Source organism: Pseudomonas sp. DTU12.3 (assembly GCF_004124275.1).
GTDB lineage: Bacteria > Pseudomonadota > Gammaproteobacteria > Pseudomonadales > Pseudomonadaceae > Aquipseudomonas > Aquipseudomonas helmanticensis.
Genome location: NZ_CP027218.1, coordinates 1,330,073 through 1,347,174 on the forward strand (window position 1 = coordinate 1,330,073; position 17,102 = coordinate 1,347,174).

At 58.8% G+C, this 17,102-nt stretch carries 23 protein-coding genes; 10 read left to right on the forward strand and 13 right to left on the reverse strand.

The genetic code is table 11. From position 1 onward, the window contains the following. Window positions 1-43: 43 nt before the first annotated feature. On the forward strand, window positions 44-526 hold the full coding sequence (locus tag C2E19_RS05885; RefSeq protein WP_077571144.1) for a glutathione peroxidase: 483 nt from the start codon (window positions 44-46) through the stop codon (window positions 524-526). 194 nt (window positions 527-720) lie between these two features. Further along, a complete protein-coding gene (locus tag C2E19_RS05890) occupies window positions 721-1,824 on the forward strand; it encodes an NADH:flavin oxidoreductase (RefSeq protein WP_129389228.1) in 1,104 nt (367 codons plus the stop codon). 137 nt (window positions 1,825-1,961) lie between these two features. Here C2E19_RS05890 and C2E19_RS05895 read toward each other — a convergent pair whose 3' ends face one another. Next, window positions 1,962-3,161 (reverse strand): glycosyltransferase family 1 protein, encoded by a 1,200-nt coding sequence (locus tag C2E19_RS05895; RefSeq protein ID WP_129389231.1) that lies wholly within the window; start codon window positions 3,159-3,161, stop codon window positions 1,962-1,964. A 40-nt stretch (window positions 3,162-3,201) separates the two neighbouring features. After that, window positions 3,202-3,954 carry a sulfate transporter CysZ gene (gene cysZ / locus C2E19_RS05900; protein WP_129389234.1) on the reverse strand — a complete coding sequence of 251 codons (753 nt, stop codon included), beginning with the start codon at window positions 3,952-3,954 and terminating at the stop codon, window positions 3,202-3,204. Between the two features lie 311 nt (window positions 3,955-4,265). Between cysZ and trxB the strand changes: the two genes are divergently transcribed. After that, complete coding sequence (gene trxB, locus C2E19_RS05910; RefSeq protein WP_129389238.1) at window positions 4,266-5,228, forward strand: thioredoxin-disulfide reductase; 963 nt, start codon at window positions 4,266-4,268, stop codon at window positions 5,226-5,228. A gap of 187 nt (window positions 5,229-5,415) precedes the next feature. Here trxB and C2E19_RS05915 read toward each other — a convergent pair whose 3' ends face one another. From C2E19_RS05915 to C2E19_RS05940, 6 genes are all read right to left on the reverse strand, one after another. After that, window positions 5,416-5,754, reverse strand: coding sequence for a HopJ type III effector protein (locus C2E19_RS05915; protein WP_129389241.1), 339 nt, complete (start codon window positions 5,752-5,754; stop codon window positions 5,416-5,418). Beyond that, window positions 5,747-6,043 (reverse strand): DUF1244 domain-containing protein, encoded by a 297-nt coding sequence (locus C2E19_RS05920; RefSeq protein ID WP_129389244.1) that lies wholly within the window; start codon window positions 6,041-6,043, stop codon window positions 5,747-5,749. Before C2E19_RS05920 ends, C2E19_RS05915 begins: the two co-directional genes overlap by 8 nt. 113 nt (window positions 6,044-6,156) lie before the next feature. Beyond that, window positions 6,157-6,528: a dihydroneopterin triphosphate 2'-epimerase gene (gene folX, locus C2E19_RS05925; protein ID WP_053117178.1), complete on the reverse strand. Its 372-nt coding sequence runs from the start codon at window positions 6,526-6,528 to the stop codon at window positions 6,157-6,159. Next, window positions 6,529-7,089, reverse strand: coding sequence for a GTP cyclohydrolase I FolE (folE, locus tag C2E19_RS05930; protein ID WP_129389247.1), 561 nt, complete (start codon window positions 7,087-7,089; stop codon window positions 6,529-6,531). It abuts the gene before it with no gap. A gap of 21 nt (window positions 7,090-7,110) precedes the next feature. Then, window positions 7,111-7,821 carry a dihydromonapterin reductase gene (folM, locus tag C2E19_RS05935; RefSeq protein ID WP_129389250.1) on the reverse strand — a complete coding sequence of 237 codons (711 nt, stop codon included), beginning with the start codon at window positions 7,819-7,821 and terminating at the stop codon, window positions 7,111-7,113. Between the two features lie 133 nt (window positions 7,822-7,954). Next, window positions 7,955-8,521, reverse strand: coding sequence for an antibiotic biosynthesis monooxygenase (locus tag C2E19_RS05940; RefSeq protein WP_129389253.1), 567 nt, complete (start codon window positions 8,519-8,521; stop codon window positions 7,955-7,957). A 211-nt stretch (window positions 8,522-8,732) separates the two neighbouring features. Here C2E19_RS05940 and C2E19_RS05945 point away from each other — a divergent pair, with 211 nt between their 5' ends. Further along, a complete protein-coding gene (locus C2E19_RS05945; RefSeq protein WP_129389256.1) occupies window positions 8,733-9,692 on the forward strand; it encodes a MerR family transcriptional regulator in 960 nt (319 codons plus the stop codon). A 3-nt stretch (window positions 9,693-9,695) separates the two neighbouring features. Here the strand turns inward: C2E19_RS05945 and C2E19_RS05950 are convergent, their stop codons facing one another. Both C2E19_RS05950 and C2E19_RS05955 read right to left on the reverse strand, forming a co-directional pair. Further along, the gene (locus C2E19_RS05950) at window positions 9,696-10,301 is read right to left on the reverse strand and encodes a hypothetical protein (RefSeq protein ID WP_129389259.1); all 606 of its coding nucleotides are present in this window, start codon (window positions 10,299-10,301) and stop codon (window positions 9,696-9,698) included. A 72-nt stretch (window positions 10,302-10,373) separates the two neighbouring features. After that, window positions 10,374-10,832, reverse strand: coding sequence for a PAS domain-containing protein (locus C2E19_RS05955; RefSeq protein WP_129389262.1), 459 nt, complete (start codon window positions 10,830-10,832; stop codon window positions 10,374-10,376). Window positions 10,833-10,985: 153 nt separating this feature from the next. Here C2E19_RS05955 and C2E19_RS05960 point away from each other — a divergent pair, with 153 nt between their 5' ends. Beyond that, window positions 10,986-11,441, forward strand: a complete 456-nt coding sequence (locus C2E19_RS05960; protein WP_129389265.1) for a flavodoxin — start codon at window positions 10,986-10,988, stop codon at window positions 11,439-11,441. On the opposite strand, the gene C2E19_RS05965 is transcribed toward C2E19_RS05960, so the two are convergent. Next, window positions 11,431-12,318, reverse strand: coding sequence for a LysR family transcriptional regulator (locus tag C2E19_RS05965; RefSeq protein ID WP_129389268.1), 888 nt, complete (start codon window positions 12,316-12,318; stop codon window positions 11,431-11,433). The two genes, C2E19_RS05960 and C2E19_RS05965, sit on opposite strands and share 11 nt — an antisense overlap. A 95-nt stretch (window positions 12,319-12,413) precedes the next feature. Between C2E19_RS05965 and C2E19_RS05970 the strand changes: the two genes are divergently transcribed. The 5 genes from C2E19_RS05970 (at window position 12,414) to C2E19_RS05990 (ending at window position 16,496) form a co-directional block, all read left to right on the forward strand. Further along, on the forward strand, window positions 12,414-12,800 hold the full coding sequence (locus C2E19_RS05970; protein WP_129389271.1) for a CidA/LrgA family protein: 387 nt from the start codon (window positions 12,414-12,416) through the stop codon (window positions 12,798-12,800). Then, complete coding sequence (locus C2E19_RS05975; protein WP_129389274.1) at window positions 12,790-13,476, forward strand: LrgB family protein; 687 nt, start codon at window positions 12,790-12,792, stop codon at window positions 13,474-13,476. Before C2E19_RS05970 ends, C2E19_RS05975 begins: the two co-directional genes overlap by 11 nt. A gap of 131 nt (window positions 13,477-13,607) precedes the next feature. Beyond that, a complete protein-coding gene (locus tag C2E19_RS05980; protein WP_077571168.1) occupies window positions 13,608-14,390 on the forward strand; it encodes a class II aldolase/adducin family protein in 783 nt (260 codons plus the stop codon). Further along, a complete protein-coding gene (locus tag C2E19_RS05985) occupies window positions 14,390-15,292 on the forward strand; it encodes an alpha/beta fold hydrolase (RefSeq protein ID WP_129389277.1) in 903 nt (300 codons plus the stop codon). The genes C2E19_RS05980 and C2E19_RS05985 overlap by 1 nt, the downstream gene beginning before the upstream one ends. A gap of 292 nt (window positions 15,293-15,584) precedes the next feature. Continuing rightward, window positions 15,585-16,496: an SDR family oxidoreductase gene (locus tag C2E19_RS05990; protein WP_129389280.1), complete on the forward strand. Its 912-nt coding sequence runs from the start codon at window positions 15,585-15,587 to the stop codon at window positions 16,494-16,496. A 44-nt stretch (window positions 16,497-16,540) separates the two neighbouring features. Here the strand turns inward: C2E19_RS05990 and C2E19_RS05995 are convergent, their stop codons facing one another. Further along, window positions 16,541-16,930 (reverse strand): bacteriocin immunity protein, encoded by a 390-nt coding sequence (locus C2E19_RS05995; protein ID WP_372238461.1) that lies wholly within the window; start codon window positions 16,928-16,930, stop codon window positions 16,541-16,543. After that, complete coding sequence (locus C2E19_RS06000; protein WP_372238462.1) at window positions 16,902-17,084, reverse strand: bacteriocin immunity protein; 183 nt, start codon at window positions 17,082-17,084, stop codon at window positions 16,902-16,904. The genes C2E19_RS05995 and C2E19_RS06000 overlap by 29 nt, the downstream gene beginning before the upstream one ends. Window positions 17,085-17,102 lie beyond the last annotated feature (18 nt).

The following is a 17,102-nucleotide window of genomic DNA, read 5'->3' on the forward strand; positions in this document are numbered from 1 at the left end:
AAGTGGCTGTTTCGAGTAGAACATCGGAATCCTGGAGTTCGTCATGAGTGCTTTTCACGACCTTAAGTTGACAGCCCTGGATGGTCAGGAGCTACCGCTGGCGCCGTTCAAGGGCCAAGTCGTGCTGGTGGTCAACGTCGCCTCCAAGTGCGGCTTGACGCCTCAGTACGCGGCGCTGGAAAACCTCTATCAGCAATTCAAAGGCAAAGGCTTCAGTGTGCTGGGCCTGCCGTGCAACCAGTTTGCCGGCCAGGAACCCGGTTCTGAAAAGGACATTCAGGATTTTTGCAGCCTCAACTATGGCGTGACGTTCCCGTTGTCGAGCAAGCTCGAAGTCAACGGTCATGACCGTCATCAGTTGTACCGCTTGCTGGCGGGCGAGGGCGCGGAGTTTCCCGGTGACATCACCTGGAACTTCGAGAAATTCCTGCTCGGCAAGGACGGCCGGGTGCTGGCGCGGTTCTCGCCGCGCACGGCCCCGGATGATCCGACCATTGTGCATGCGATTGAAAAAGCGCTGGGCTGATAACGCTAGATCAAAAGATCGCAGCCTTCGGCAGCTCCTACAGGGAAACCTTATCCCCGTGTAGGAGCTGCCGAAGGCTGCGATCTTTTGCTTTTCGTCTTTTAATCCTTAATCACCAAAATCAATAATGCTGTTCAAAGGCCTCGGCTCTCCATATTATCGCCGTCATAAAGCCATCTCTGTGGAGCTTATCGATGCCCGTTCAAGCCTTGTTCAAACCGTTCCACCTCGGTGCCCTCGAACTGCCGACCCGCGTGGTCATGGCGCCGATGACCCGTTCTTTCTCCCCGGGTGGCGTGCCGAATTCGAAAGTCATCGAGTACTACCGCCGTCGCGCCGCCGCAGGGGTTGGCCTGATCATCACCGAAGGCACCACCGTCGGTCACGTGGCCTCCAACGGTTACCCGAACGTGCCGCAATTCTTTGGTGAAGCGCCGTTGGCCGGCTGGAAGAAAGTCGTCGACGCGGTGCACGCCGAAGGCGGCAAGATCGTTCCGCAACTGTGGCATGTCGGCAGCGTGCGTCGCATCGGCACCGAGCCGGACGCCAGCGTGCCGGGTTACGGCCCGTCGGAAAAGCTCAAGGACGGTCAGGTCGTGGTACACGGCATGAGCAAACAAGACATCCAGGACGTGATCGCAGCCTTCGCCCAAGCGGCTAAAGATGCGCAAAGCATCGGCATGGACGGCGTCGAGATCCACGGCGCGCACGGTTACCTGATCGACCAGTTTTTCTGGGAAGGCAGCAACCAGCGCAGCGACGAATACGGCGGCAGCCTTGCCAACCGCTCGCGTTTCGCCATCGAACTGATTCAAGCGGTGCGTGCTGCGGTCGGCGAAGGTTTCCCGATCATCTTCCGTTTCTCGCAGTGGAAGCAGCAGGATTACACCGCGCGTCTGGTGCAAACCCCGGAAGCCCTGGGCGAGTTCCTCAAGCCGTTGTCCGACGCTGGCGTGGATATTTTTCACTGCTCGACGCGGCGTTTCTGGGAGCCGGAGTTCGATGGCTCTGACCTGAACCTGGCGGGCTGGACCCGCAAGCTGACCGGTAAACCGACCATCACCGTTGGCAGCGTTGGCCTGGATGGCGAGTTCCTGCAGTTCATGGTCAATACCGACAAGGTCGCGCAACCGGCCAGTCTGGAGAACCTGCTGGAGCGTTTGAACAAAGAGGAATTTGATCTGGTGGCAGTGGGCCGCGCGCTGCTGGTCGATCCGGACTGGGCGCAGAAAGTCCGCGAAGGGCGTGAGCAGGACATTCTGCCATTCAGCCGTGAGGCGTTGATGACGCTGGTTTAACCAGCGCCTTCATTGGCCCCTTCGCGAGCAAGCCCGCTCCCACAGGTTCCTCTGGTGTTCACAAAATTTTATGTTCACTAAAGATCCCCTGTGGGAGCGAGCCTGCTCGCGATAGCGGTTGTCAGGTCAGCAAAGATTCAGGGCAGTGTTTGAGCCTCAGGCACCACCAACTCCCCCAAACAAGCCCCGCGCAAGTGTCTCTCAAACTGCTCGATAATCGCCGCCCACCCCTGGCGACTCGCATGCTGTCGCGCATTCAGGCGCACGCAACGCAACCGCTCATCCTCTTCCAATAACCACACAGCCGCCTCGCAAAACGCCTCTTCGTCCCCGGGCATCGCCAGCACGCCGCTGTAGCCATGACGAATATGCTGCGCCGCCGCAGCCTGATCGTAAGCCACCACCCCCAACCCTGATGCCAACGCCTCCAGCACCACATTGCCAAAGGTTTCGGTCAGGCTCGGAAACAAAAATACGTCGCCCGACGCGTAGTGCGCCGCCAACGCCTCACCGCGCTGTGCACCGCAAAAAATCGCCTCAGACAGTTCTTTTTCCAGCGCCAGCCGTTGCGGCCCGTCACCGACCACGATCAGTTTCAGATTGCGTTGTGGATAAGTGCTGCGCAGCGTTTCGAAACTGCGTTTGAGCAGACCGAGGTTTTTCTCCGGCGCGAGGCGTCCGACATGAATCACCGCAACATCGCGCTCGCCCAATCCCCATTGCTCACGCAACGCATTCAGGCGTTTGCTCGGATGAAACAACTGGCTGTCCACACCGCGCGACAACAACGCCAAACGCTCGAAATGCCGACGCTCCAGTTCCAGACGCTGACTGGGACTGGGCACCAAAGTCATGGCCGAGCGATTGTGAAACCAGCGCAGGTAATGCGTGAGCATCCGCGTCAGCAGACCGAGCCCGTATTGACTGGTGTATTGCTGAAAGTTGGTGTGAAACCCGCTGACCACCGATATCCCCAAACGCCGCGCCGCGCGCAGCGCCGACAATCCGAGCGGGCCTTCCGTGGCGATGTACAGCACATCCGGCCGCTGGCGCTTCCAGCGTCGCAGCAGTTTGTGCATCGACGACTGACCCCATTGCAGCCCCGGATACCCCGGCAGCGGCCAGCCTCGACACAACAACAGCGCACTATCTTCACTACGCTGCGGATCGCCGGCCTGACGCGGCCGCACCAGATCAACCTGATGCCCGCGCGCGCGCAGTCCCTCGCACAAGCGGCCAAGGGTATTGGCCACGCCGTTGATTTCCGGTGGGAAGGTTTCGCTGATCAGGGTGATGTGTAGAGCTGTCGTCATGACCTCAGTGTCGGCTGAGGCCATGTCGTGCCTGTGACGTTCGGATGATGGATTTGTGACGCGCCTAGCGCTGGCTCACAAGGTTTTCGGCGCCACGCTCACGCACCCAGAACAGTGTCGCCCCGGCGACAGCGGCCGGCATCATCAGGATGTTGACCACCGGAATCAGCAGCACCAGATAGACAATCCCGCCAAAACTCATGCTCTGCCAGCGCTTTTCGCGCAGCCAGGCGAGCATTTCGTTCCAGCCGAGTTTGTGGTTGTCCGCCGGGTAGTCGATGTACTGGATCGCCATCATCCACACGCCGAACAGCAGCCACAGCGGCGCGGCAACGATGTTGACCACCGGAATGAAGGAGAGGATGAACAGGCCAATAGCCCTGGGCAGGAAGTAACCGAGTTTGCGCATTTCCCGGGCGAGGGTGCGCGGGACCATGGCGATCAGTTCGCCCCAGCTGAACGCCGGGAAATCATCAGTGCCGCGCACCACCACTTCGACTTTCTCGGCAAGGAAGCCGTTGAACGGCGCGGCGATCACGTTGGCCAGCATGGTGAAGGTAAAGAACACCATCAACGCCACCAGCACCACGAACAAGGGCCAGAGGATGTAGCTGAGAAAACTCAGCCACTCGGGCAGCGACGGCATCAGCGTATCGACCCACAGGCTGAACTGGTGGCCGGCCAGATAGATCAATCCGACGAACAGCACCAGATTGATCGCCAGCGGCAGCAACACGAACAGGCGCAGGCCAGGACTCAAGACCAGTTTGAGGCCTTCGCGCAGGTATTGCGGGCCGGACAGAACAGGGGCGGGCATAAGGTGCTCCGAGCAAGGGAAAACGCGCCGACCTTACCGACTTTGCAACCGCTGCGAAAGCGCGGTAGAGCGATCGACATTCACTGTAACAAAGACGTCCATCTCGTCAGTGTGTCGGCATAGAGACCACCTATGAGCTGGATTGTTAAACCGTATTTCCTTAATCTTGCCCCCCTCGATACGCTGCACCCAACTTTTTACAGGACTGTCGAGCTCACGCCTTCCCCAAGGTTATCCACAGTCCTTTTTTATTCCCGCCGGCAGTCCGGCGATCCGTGCCCGTTTTTCGGCCCGGTCAACAGGAGCAGGTCATGTCTGAAGTCCGTCATTCGCGAGTGATTATTCTCGGTTCCGGCCCTGCCGGTTACAGCGCTGCGGTATACGCGGCCCGCGCCAACCTCAAGCCACTGCTGATCACCGGCATGCAGGCTGGCGGTCAACTGACCACCACTACCGAAGTCGACAACTGGCCGGGCGACGTCCACGGCTTGACCGGTCCAGTCCTGATGGAGCGCATGCGCGAGCACGCCGAGCGTTTTGAAACCGAGATCGTTTTCGATCACATCAACGCGGTCGACTTCGCTGCCAAGCCTTACACCCTGACCGGTGACAGCGCGACCTACACCTGCGACGCCCTGATCATCGCCACTGGCGCCAGCGCGCGTTACCTCGGCCTGCCATCGGAAGAAGCGTTCATGGGCAAAGGCGTTTCCGCCTGCGCGACCTGCGACGGTTTCTTCTACCGCAACAAGCCTGTTGCAGTGGTCGGCGGCGGCAACACTGCTGTTGAAGAAGCACTGTACCTGGCCAACATCGCCAGCACCGTGACCCTGATCCACCGTCGTGAAACCTTCCGCGCCGAGAAGATCCTGATTGACAAGCTCAACGCTCGCGTCGCTGAAGGCAAGATCATCCTCAAGTTGAACGCCACTCTCGACGAAGTCCTGGGCGACAACATGGGCGTGACCGGTGCGCGTCTGAAGAACAACGACGGCAGCTTCGACGAAATCACCGTCGACGGCGTGTTCATCGCCATCGGCCACACCCCGAACACCTCGCTGTTCGAAGGCCAGCTGACCTTGAAAGACGGTTATCTGGTGGTGCAGGGCGGCCGTGACGGCAACGCTACCGCGACCAGCGTCGAAGGCATCTTCGCTGCCGGTGACGTGGCTGACCACGTTTACCGCCAGGCCATCACCTCGGCCGGCGCCGGTTGCATGGCGGCACTGGACACCGAGCGTTACCTCGATGGACTGCAGAACGCTTCGTTCTAAATCGCAGACACAAAAAAACCGGCCAGATTGGCCGGTTTTTTTGTGCCCGTTATTCACAGCCATCACAAAGCAAAAGTGGGAGCGAGCCTGCTCGCGAAAGCGGTGCTTCAGTCGACATCAATGTTGAATGTCAGTCCGTATTCGCGAGCAGGCTCGCTCCCACAGGGATTTTGTGTGGATAGAGGAATCAGCGGCGAGTCAGGGGCTGGGCGGTGAATGTCACGCCGGCCAGACCGTGCTTGATCAACGCACGAATATTGCCGTGATCACTGCCCTCAGGCGTCGCCACCACCGAGCGATAATGCTCGCCAAACGCCAGCAGCGCTTCTTCATCGCTCAGCCCTTCCAGCAGCGCCAGACCCAAAGTCTTGCACGAACCTTCGTTCTGCCCGGCAGCGTTTTCCACGCCACCGTTGTTGAAGGCTTGCGGCTGGTAGTCGTAACCGGCGGCAACAAAAGCCAGGGTGTCGGCGAACGCGTGTTCGCCGCTGTTGAGGCTGACGCGCAAGGTGTTGAGGTCACTCATGGGTTTTTCCTTTGGCGAACGCCGCTTGCTGATCGGCGCTGGCTTCTTGCTGATATTGGGCTTTCCACTCGGCGTACGGCATGCCGTAAACCACTTCGCGGGCGTCATCGAGGCTGACGTCGATCTGGCGCTCGTCGGCTTCGGCCTTGTACCACTTCGACAGGCAGTTGCGGCAGAACCCGGCGAGGTTCATCAGGTCGATGTTCTGCACGTCCTTGCGGCTGTCCAGGTGAGCGACCAGCCGGCGGAAGGCGGCGGCTTCGAGTTCGAGGCGTTGTTGATCAGTCATGGGGGTCTCTGCGAGACAGCTTTAAGCGGCAAGCTTCAAGCTGCAAGATTGGATCGGGGTCGGCCGTTAGCTTACCGCTTGAAGCTTGAAGCTTGAAGCTTGAAGCTTGAAGCTCAGCGGCTTGCCGCGAGCGTTATCGATACCGACTCGGCAAAACGCAGCGCATGCGGCTTGTCGACTTCGACTTCGGCGTACAGAACCGAGCCATTACTCATCACCAGATCGAGCAACTCCTGAGTCAGGCGTTCGAGCAGCGCAAAACGGTTGCCCTCGACGTGGGCGATGATCGCCTTGGTGATCGTGCGGTAGTTCAATGCGTGATCGATGTCGTTGTCCCGCACCGCTTCTTGCGCGGCATACAGGATTGTCACGTTGATCAGTACATCCTGCTTGTTGAGGATTTCGTCCTCGTTGATCCCGATAAAGGTGCGCAAGCGCAGATCCTTGACCCGGATGCGCGCCATTCCCGGCTGAAGTTGTGGCATTTACTTGCTCCGTCCAATCAATTGCAGGAACTCCTGGCGGGTATTGCTCGACTCGCGGAAGGCGCCGAGCATGACCGAGGTGTTCATGGTCGAATTCTGTTTTTCAACACCGCGCATCATCATGCACATGTGTCTGGCCTCGATGACCACGGCAACGCCGGCAGCATCGGTGACCTGTTGCACCGCGTCGGCGATTTGCCGGGTGAGGTTTTCCTGAATCTGCAGACGCCGGGCGAACATGTCTACCAGTCGCGCGATCTTCGACAGACCCAGTACCTTGCCCGTCGGAATATAAGCCACATGGGCCTTGCCGATGAAGGGCAGCAGGTGATGTTCGCACAACGAGTACAGCTCGATGTCAGCGACGATGATCATCTCGTCGCTGTCCGAGGCAAACAGTGCGCCATTGACGATCTCGTCGACGCTCTGTTCATAACCGTGACACAGGTATTGCATGGCTTTGGCCGCGCGCGTCGGGGTGTCGAGCAGTCCTTCTCTATCGGGATCTTCACCGAGGCCGATGAGGATGTCGCGGTAATTCTCGGGCAGTGAGCGGGTCATGGAACATCCTCGCGAGGCGGCTTATTTGACGTGCCGTCCGCCGTTGACGGTCAGGGTCGTCCCGGTGACATAAGGGTTGTCGAGCAGATAGCGCAGGCTTTGGTAGATCACTTCGCTGCCGGGTTCGATGCCCAGCGCGGATTTCGCCAGGGCCTTGGCGCGGTAGGCCGCGTCGTCCTCGGGGTTGAACAATAGCAGGGCCGGGGCAATGCCGTTGACCTTGATGGCTGGCGCATAACGCGCGGCAAAAGACAGGGTCAGGCTGTCGAGCCCGGCCTTGGTGGCGCAATAACCGATGTGTTTGCTGCTGCCCTTGCGGGTGACGTCGTCGCTGATGTGAATGATGTCGGCAGGCGTCGAGCGTTGCAGCAGCTCGCCGCAGTGCAGGTTGAGCAGATAAGGCGCGAGCATGTGGATATTGAACATGCGCGTGAAGGCATCAGCTTCGTTGTCCGGCGATTCTGCCATCCATTCGGACGCATTGTGGACGATCGCCCGCAGGCTGTCGGTGTGGGTTTTCAGCTCGGTGATAAACGCGAGAATGGCCGCTTCGCTGGAAAAATCCGCGTACAAGCCGAGCGCGCCGTGGTCTCGTAGCGCCTGTACGCCGGGACGTTCAGTGCGGTAGGTGAAGATGACGCGATGACCATCCTCGAGCAAACGTTGCGCACAATGCAGACCGACTCGCTGGCCGGCGCCGGTGATGAGGATCGGGGCTGCGGAATCAGGCATGAACGGCTCGCATCGCGGTGGGAGCAAAAACTATAACAGCGACGCGCCTGAAAAGATCGCAGCCTGCGGCAGCTCCCGCACCGGCCAGCTCACATCCCTGTAGGAGCTGTCGAGTGCAACGAGGCTGCGATCTTCAATGTTTCTGAGGTACTGCCGACACCGGCAGTCGTACCGGCGTGCTGTTCAGCCAGTTCGCCAGCAAGCGCGTCGACAGTGGAATAAAGAAGTAGACCATCAGCGGTGTCAGGCACGCCGTGCTGATCAACACACGCGGCAACAAACTCATTTCAGCGAGCAACGGGCCGAGAGCGAAATTGAACAGCAGCGACACCGGAAAGAACGCCAGCCAGATCGCGACCGCCTGTTTCCAGCGTGGAGGACGCTGACCGGCCGCACCGAACCAGCCTTCGATGCCGCTGACTCGATGCTCCTTCGGATGTGCAAACAGATCGCTGCCACGATCCAGCCACGCAGTGCGCGACGCGGAGTACTCCCAGGCGTGCAGGGTCTGTTCATCGACAAAGCGGAAAATAATCTGGAATTCGTTATCGCCGGGCGGCGGAGCGAGCACGCCAGAACCGAGATAACCGGGAAAGTCGGTGGCCAGTTGTTCGCCTTCGCGAAGCCAGGCAATCAGATCCTGATAGCGGCCATCGGCGACGCGACGCGCGACCATCAGCGTGACGGGGGAAGTAGACATTGTGTATCTCCGTATTTCGGTTGCGTCGTTCCGGGTAGGAAGTTCGCTTGACGCAGGCCGGGGTAGAGGCCTGCGCTTTTCAACAAGCAAGGATTATTCCTGATTTTCGCGATTAAACCAGCGACTTTCGTCGTAGATAGCTACTTGAACGATGAAGGGGCATCAGGGGTAGAATGGGATCCAATTAACCAGCATGGAAGTTGACCGCACAATGCCTGTCATGTCGGACGTAAACCCTGTTGCGCAGGCATCTGTGGCCATCGAGCGTGAAGATCTGTTCCCTATCCGTGAAGTCTCGCGGCTGACTGGCGTCAACCCGGTCACCTTGCGCGCATGGGAGCGACGTTACGGATTGATCGAACCGACACGCACCGAAAGTGGGCATCGGCTGTATTCGATGACCGATATCGAGCGCGTTCGCAGCATTGTCGAATGGATCGACCGTGGTGTGGCGGTGAGCAAGATCGGCAGGATTCTCGCCAAGACCGAGCCCTTGAAAGCGCTGGCGCACATCATTTCCGACGATCTGGTGCAGGCTGACTATTTGCAATGGCAGCATCAGGTGCAGCGCGCGATCAGTTCGTTCGATGATCAGGAAATGGATCGGGTGTATGCGCAGATATTTTCTTCGTATTCATTGGCCGTGGTTTTTCAGGACATTCTGATGCCGCTCTGGCGGGCATTGCTGCAGCGTCAGGAGGCGTTCGGGCAGACCAGCGAATGGCTGTTTTTCGATGGTTTTCTGCGCGCGCGGGTGTTGCAGCGGATTGTCACGTTGCGTGCTGCTCAGCCGCGCAGGATTGTTGTCAGCGCTTTGGCCGGTCAGTGCCGCGAACTGGAATTGCTGGTGGCGGCGTTATTTCTCAGTACCAGCGAATCGGGTGTGCGGGTGCTGACCACTGGGCAGCCGTTCGACGAGCTGACGCTGATTTGCGAGAAGATCAAACCGGAAGCGCTGGTGCTGTTTTCCAATCATGCGCCCAGCGCGGAATTACCGCGGCGCTTGCAACGGCTGGCGTTGAGTCTCGACTGTCAGGTGTTGCTGGCGGGGGACGCAGCCGATCTGGCGCAAGACAGTCTGGCGGCAAGTTCGATCGGTTGCATTGGTAACGAAGGCGCAACCATGCGTCAGCGCCTGACGCAATTTCTCGCCGGTAAACTGGATACCTGAGAATCAGGTGTGCAGGGCAGGATGGGTCAAGCGATGCTGTTGCAGGATGAACTGACGCAGACGTTCGGTTTCATCGGCATCGGTCTGGCTCAGCTCGTAGGCGTAGAAACCCTGTTCGGTTTCGCGTTCGAAATTGCCGCGCAATGAAATCCGCTCATACCCCGAAGGGCTGAACCACAAGGCGAAATGCTTGGGTGGTTTGGTCTTGTTGCGCATTTCCAGCAACACGCCTTTATGCGAAACCTCGTGCACCCACATCATGCCTGGCTGGCCTTTGGCATTTTCCAGCGCGACCGGCTCTTCGAGCACCAGTCGCCATGGGCGCACCATCGGGCCGTCTTCGTAAATGCTCGGGACACCGAGGCGCAGGTGCAGCGCATGAAACTCGTCTTCCACCAGGTGCAGCGGAAAGGTCATTTGCTGGTTTTCGAAGTTGGCCTGAATGGTCACTTGCTCATGCGCCGCGAGGCGCGTGAGCAAGTCACGGATCTGCGAACCGCCATTAACCAGCAGACTCGACGTCGCATCCCGCACGTTCAGCTGCGGGTTGTGCTGCATGGTCTGGATGAAATCCAGCTCATCCTGAGTGAGAAGGGCGTCGCGTTGCATGGCTAGCTCGAAAGAAATAGTTACAAAGTCATTGGTGATTGTAGTTAATGACAATTAGTTCGCTGTTTTGTTTTAACCGTTTGTCGCTTTCAATGCTTCCAGCTCTGCTTGCAGCCCCGCAACCTGTGCTTCGAGCTGCACGACACGCTGTTGCGCCTTGACCTGGACAGTCACGTCTTTCTGCACGCCGACGAAATAAGTCTGCCCGTCCGCGGCGTTTTTCACCGTCGAAAGCGACAGCTCATTCCAGAACGGCGTACCGTCCTTGCGATAGTTGCGCAGGATTTCCCGGCACGATCCGTTGTCGCGCAGCACCTCGCGAATCAGCTGCAGGTTCTCTTGATCGCGGTCTCCCGCCTGCAGAAAGCGGCAGTCTTGATAGAGAATCTCTTCACTGGTGTAACCGGTCAGGCGTTCGAAAGCCGGGTTGACGTAGATCAGGATGTTGTCCTGCTCGCCTTCCTTTTCCGCTACCACGATTCCATCGTTCGATGCGTTGATCACCATTTGCAGCAGGTTGGCATTGATCATCTGTGAGTCCGTTCAGAGTGGTCGAAGGCTCGCATTCTAGAAGAACCGTCGTCGCTGTCTACTGGCCATTATCGCCAGTTGAGATCCAATCGCAGCTTTGCGTTGCGGGCTGTTACTATCGCCGCTCTTTTTTTCAGTTTCAGGATCAGATTGATGAAAGTCGCCATCCTCTCCGGTTCGGTCTACGGCACCGCCGAAGAAGTCGCTCGCCACGCCCAGAACCTGCTGAAAGCCGCTGGTTTTGAAACTTTCTATAACTCGCGCGCCAGCTTGGCGGACATTCAAGCGTTCGGCCCTGACGCGTTCCTCGCGGTGACTTCGACCACCGGCATGGGTGAGTTGCCGGACAACCTGCAACCGCTGTATTCGGCTATTCGCGATCAATTGCCAGCGGCCTGGCGCGGTTTGCCAGGCGCGGTGATTGCCCTGGGTGATGCCAGTTATGGCGACACGTTCTGCGGTGGCGGCGAGCAGATGCGCGAGCTGTTCGGCGAACTGGGCGTGCGGGAAGTGCAGGACATGCTGCGCATCGACGCCAGCGAAAGCGTGACGCCGGAAACCGACGCCGAGCCTTGGCTGGCGCAGTTGATCGACGCGCTCAAGGCTTGATCGCCCGTTCGCGCAGCAGGGCCAGCCACGCCTGGGCGGCTTTCGACAGATAGGCGCCCTGACGCCAGATGAAGGCGATGTCCCAGCGCAGATAGTCCGGCGCGCGCAAGGCCAGGCGCACCACGCCTGGCCGCACCAGTCCGCGCGCGACCACACTCGGCAACAACACCACGCCTTGCCCGGCGGCCACCAGCGCCGCGAGAAAGTCCGCCTGCCCGCTACGTCCGCCTTCTTTCGGCGTAAAGCCCATTTGCTGGCAAGCCTGCAGCAAGCGGTCGTTGAGCACGAAGCTGCGCTGATACAGCAGGAATGGCGTATCGGCCAACTCTTCCAGGCCAATTTCTCCGCGCGCCGCCAACGGATGATCGACCGGTAGCAGAGCATCAAGTTTCTCGTCGCAAAACGGCTGGAAGTCGAACTGCGGATCCTTCGGCAACAAGCTGCCACCCAACTCCAGTTCACCACTCAATACGGCCTGCTCGATATGGCGACTGCCGCCTTCGAGCAACTGCACGCTGATGTTCGGATAGCGCTGCCGGTATTCGGCAAACAGTCCGGCGAACAGGGCATCACTGCCCAATAGCGGCAGGCCCAGGCGCAGTTCGCCGCGCGCCAGATGGCTGAGGTCATCCAGTTCGACCAGCAACTCATTGCGCAGACGTAACATGCCTTCGGCGCGTTGCAACACCACACTGCCGGCGGCGGTCAGGCGCAGCTGTGAGCCCAATCGCTCGAGCAGTGGCGTGCCCAGACTCTGTTCCAGTTGCGCGACTTGCTTGCTGACCGCCGACTGGCTGATGTGCAAGGTTTTCGCCGCTTGGGTAAAACCGCCCTGATGCATGACTTCGACAAAACTGCGCAGCTGTTTGAATTCCATCGCTTGATTCCAGTTTGGAATGGCTTTGAGTCTAACAATTCGCTTCAGGGATGATAGTCCGCTTCGTAAAATAAGCCTCTGTCAGGAGCACCCTCATGAACATCGCCACCCTCAAGCACCTTTCTCGTTTAACTGTCGAACTCGCCGTACTGCTGGGTTTGTACCTGCTCGGCTGCCAACTCGCCGCCTGGCTGGCATGGCCGATTCCTGGCGGCGTGATCGGCATGGCGTTGCTGTTGCTGGCATTCGCGTTCGGCTGGGTCAAACCGGCAGCGCTGCAATTGGGCGCCGGTCTGCTGATGGCGGAGATGCTGCTGTTCTTTATTCCGGCACTGATGAGCCTGCTCGACTACGGCACGCTGCTGCGCAATGACGGCTGGCGAATTCTGCTGGTGATCGCCGCGAGCACGTTGATGGTGATGCTGGTCACAGCGTTCACCGTGGAGTTCGCTGTGCGCGTGAGGCGATCCCATGAAGCTTGAATGGATGCCGATGTTCTGGCTCGCCTTCACGTTGCTGGCGTACGTGTTCAGTCGCTGGATTTACCGCCGCACCGGGCGTTACCTGTTGTCGCCGTTGATTCTGGTGCCGGTGTTGTTGCTGGCGCTCGCCGTGCCGTTGCATACGGCTTACGCGGAATATTCGAGCAACACCCATTGGCTGATGCTGGTGCTCGGCCCGGTCACCGTGGCGTTTGCCGTGCCGATCTGGCAGCAGCGGCGCTTGTTGGTGCGGCACTGGTCAGCGTTGCTGCTGGGTATGGTTGCCGGCAGTGCCGCGTCGATCGCCACCTCGTTCGGCCTGGCCAAAGCCCTGGCGCTGGACAGTTCGGTAACGCTGTCGCTGGTGCCGCGTTCGATCACTACGCCATTCGCCATGCCGCTCGCGCAAAACCTCGGCGGCGTGCCGGAATTGACCGCCGTGTTCGTGATGTTCACCGGCGTGTTCGGCGCGATGCTCGGCGGGGTTCTGCTCAAGTGGCTGCCGCTGCGCAGTGCCTTGGCGCGTGGTGCGTTGTTTGGTGTAGGCGCGCACGGTGCCGGGGTCAGTCGCGCGCATGAAGTCGGCGGTGAGGAAGGCTCGGTGGCGGGTTTGGTGATGGTCCTCACCGGGCTGCTCAATCTGTTCGCCGCGCCTTTGTTGGCGTCGTTGCTTTGACATGGATCCAAGCCGTTTGCATTGCTGACTCGGTCAGTCATCAAGCTGGCTGCCAATGCAACTACGCGATCGCCTGCGCCTGACTAGACTGCTGACACGAGCAAAACAATAAGAACGCAGAGGTGCATACAGTGAGCGTAGCCCCCGTCCAATCGTCCCTTAATGTCAAAGATCAGGTCAGCGCCGCGGAGTGGCAGACCCGCGTCGATCTCGCCGCTTGTTATCGTCTGGTTGCGCTGCATGGCTGGGACGATCTGATCTTCACGCACATTTCTGCCAAGGTGCCTGGCACTGAAGATTTCCTCATCAACCCGTTCGGCCTGATGTTCCATGAGATCACCGCGTCGAGCCTGGTGAAAGTCGATCAGGCCGGCAACAAACTCATGGACAGCCCTTACGAGATCAACCCCGCCGGCTACACCATCCACAGCGCCGTGCACGAAGTGCGGCATGACGTGGTTTGCGTGCTGCATACGCACACCGCCTCCGGTGTCGCGGTGTCGGCGCAAAAGCAGGGCGTGTTGCCGATCAGTCAGCAGTCGCTGTTCGTCCTGTCGAGCCTGGCCTATCACGCCTACGAAGGTGTGGCGCTGAACCATGAAGAGAAGGCGCGCTTGCAGGCCGACCTCGGCGAAAACAATTTCCTGATGCTGCACAACCACGGTCTGCTGACCTGTGGCGGCACCATCGCCGACACCTTTCTGATGATGTTCACCTTCCAGCGTGCCTGCGACATCCAGGTAATGGCGCAAACCGGTGGTGCTGAACTCATCGCCATCGAACCGCAGATTCTCGCAGGCGCCAAAGCGATGATCGCCGGCGTCACCAAAAGTGCTCAAGGCATGGGTGGTGCGTTGGCCTGGCCAGCGTTGCTGCGCAAACTCGATAAACAAGACCCCGGGTATAAACTCTAATGCCTCTCGCCGAGATTCCTCTGTGTGTCTGGCGCAAACGCAGCCAGACGTTTGTCTTTCGTGGCCAGCCGATCCGTTACTGGACAACCGGACAGGGCGAGCCACTGTTGCTGATCCATGGCTTCCCGACGGCCAGTTGGGATTGGCACTACCTGTGGCAGCCACTGGCGCAGCGTTATCGGGTGATCGCCTGTGACATGCTCGGTTTTGGCGACTCGGCGAAACCGCTCAATCACACCTACAGCCTGCTGGAGCAGGCCGATCTGCAGCAGGCGTTGCTCGCGCATTTGCAGGTCGAGCAACCGGTGCATCTGTTGGCACACGATTACGGCGACAGCGTCGCGCAGGAATTGCTCGCCCGGCATTACGAAGACCGCATCGAAGTGGCCAGTTGCGTATTCCTCAATGGCGGCCTGTTCCCGGAAACCCATCGCCCGGTGCTGATGCAAAAACTGTTGTTGAGCCCGTTGGGCTGGATGATCGGCCGTGCGTTTACCCGTGATGCTCTGGTGAAAAGCTTCCGCCAGATCTTCGGCCCGCACACCCGGCCGAGCGAAAGCGAACTGGATGATTTCTGGAGTCTGGTCGACAGCAATCACGGCCCGCGCGTGATGCACAAACTGATCAGCTACATCCCTGAACGCCGGGTCCAGCGTGACCGTTGGGTAGCCGCGATGCAGCGCGGCGAAATTCCTCTGCGGGTGATCGATGGCGAAGTCGATCCGATCTCTGGTGCGCACATGGTGCAGCGTTATTGCGAGTTGATTCCTGATGCCGACGCTGTGCTGCTGCCGGGCATTGGTCACTACCCACAAACCGAGGCGCCGGTGCAGGTGCTTAAGCACTACCTGGAGTTTCGTGAACGCTTTGTCTTGCCGCCGCGCAGAGTGGCCTGCTCCTGAAGATCAAAAGATCGCAGCCTGCGGCAGCTCCTACATAAATCCAGAGAACGCTTTATCTTGCCGCCGCGCAGAGTGGCCTGCTCCTGAGGATCAAAAGATCGCAGCCTGCGGCAGCTCCTACATAAATCCAGGTAGGAGCTGCCGCAGGCTGCGATCTTTTGATCTTTTGATCTTTTGATCTTCACTATCCCCCAACCTTATCGCGCACCATTCAGCCTCTGCCGTATTCGTTGTGACCGAAAGCCGCGTGCCTGACACTCGGGGTCAATACTGGCCTGCTGGAGTTGCCGCGATGAATGAGTCTGTGCGTTTCGAAGATAAAGTCGTAATCGTCACCGGAGCCGGTGGTGGCCTCGGTCGCGCCCATGCGCTGCTGTTCGCCAAGCAGGGCGCCAAAGTGCTGGTCAACGACCTCGGCGGCTCGACGCAGGGCGAGGGCGCGAATGCTTCCGCTGCCGATCGCGTGGTCGCGGAAATCCGTCAGGCCGGCGGTATCGCCGAAGCCAACCACGACTCGGTCACCGACGGCGACAAACTCGTACAGAACGCTCTCGATGCCTTCGGCCGCGTCGACGTGGTGGTCAACAACGCCGGTATCCTGCGCGACAAGACCTTCCACAAAATGGACGACGCCGACTGGGATCTGGTGTATCGCGTCCACGTCGAAGGCGCCTACAAAGTCACCCGCGCCGCATGGCCGCATCTGCGCGAGCAAAACTACGGCCGCGTGATCTTCACGGCTTCGACCTCGGGTATCTACGGTAACTTCGGCCAGTCCAACTACGGCATGGCCAAACTCGGCCTCTATGGTCTGACCCGCACCCTGGCCATCGAAGGTCGCAAGAACAACATTCTGGTCAACGCCATCGCGCCAACCGGCGGCACGCGCATGACCGAAGGCCTGATCCCGCCACAAGTGTTCGAGCAACTCAAACCGGAGCTGGTCAGCCCGTTGGTGGTGTACCTGGCGAGCGAACAGTGCCAGGAGACTTCCGGATTGTTCGAAGTCGGTGGCGGCTGGATGGGCAAAGTGCGCTGGGAACGCAGCCTGGGCGCCGGGTTCGATCCGCGTGCGGGTTTCTCGCCTGAGGACGTTGCCGCGCATTGGCAGCAGATTTGCGATTTCGAAGGGGCGGCGCATCCGAAGGACAATATCGAGGCGCTGAAGGAAATGATGGCGAATTTGCAGAAGTACTCGTTGTAATCGAAGCGAAAGCGAGCAGGCGTTGAAGCCTGCTCGCTTTTTTTTCATTCCTCGGTTTTGAATCCGGGTTTTCCGTTGGCTGCGCGCCAGGCTTTAATGGCTCCTAATACGCCTTCTGGGCTGTCCTCTACACCCTCTTCCGGGTAGTAAAGAATGTTTGTGTTATTTGGATGTTCAGAGGTGTCAACGATGTTGTCGACGATTGCGTCGTGCTCTCTTTCTGACGAGTAATTGCCTTCAAATAGTCGGTTGATTAGCTCGATATATTCCGACTCTGTGTACTCTGATAACGCATTTTTAAACTTCAATTCGCAATGTGCCTTTTTTGTTGTTGTTTTGAATCCAGGTTTTCCGTAGGCCAGTCGCCAATCTTTAATGGCAGATAGAACTCCGGCAGGACTATCTTCAATACCTTCTTCGGGGTAGTAGAGCACTCCGGTTCCATTCGGGTGTTCGGAGGTTTTTTACGATGTGATCGACAAGCTCGTCATGCTGTTCTTCCGAAGGTAATTTCCCTTTAAATAAGCGCTGTATGATTTCTAGATATTCGACCTCTGTATAGTCTGTTAGCGCATTTTTTAGCTTCAATTAAAAATCTGCCTTTTT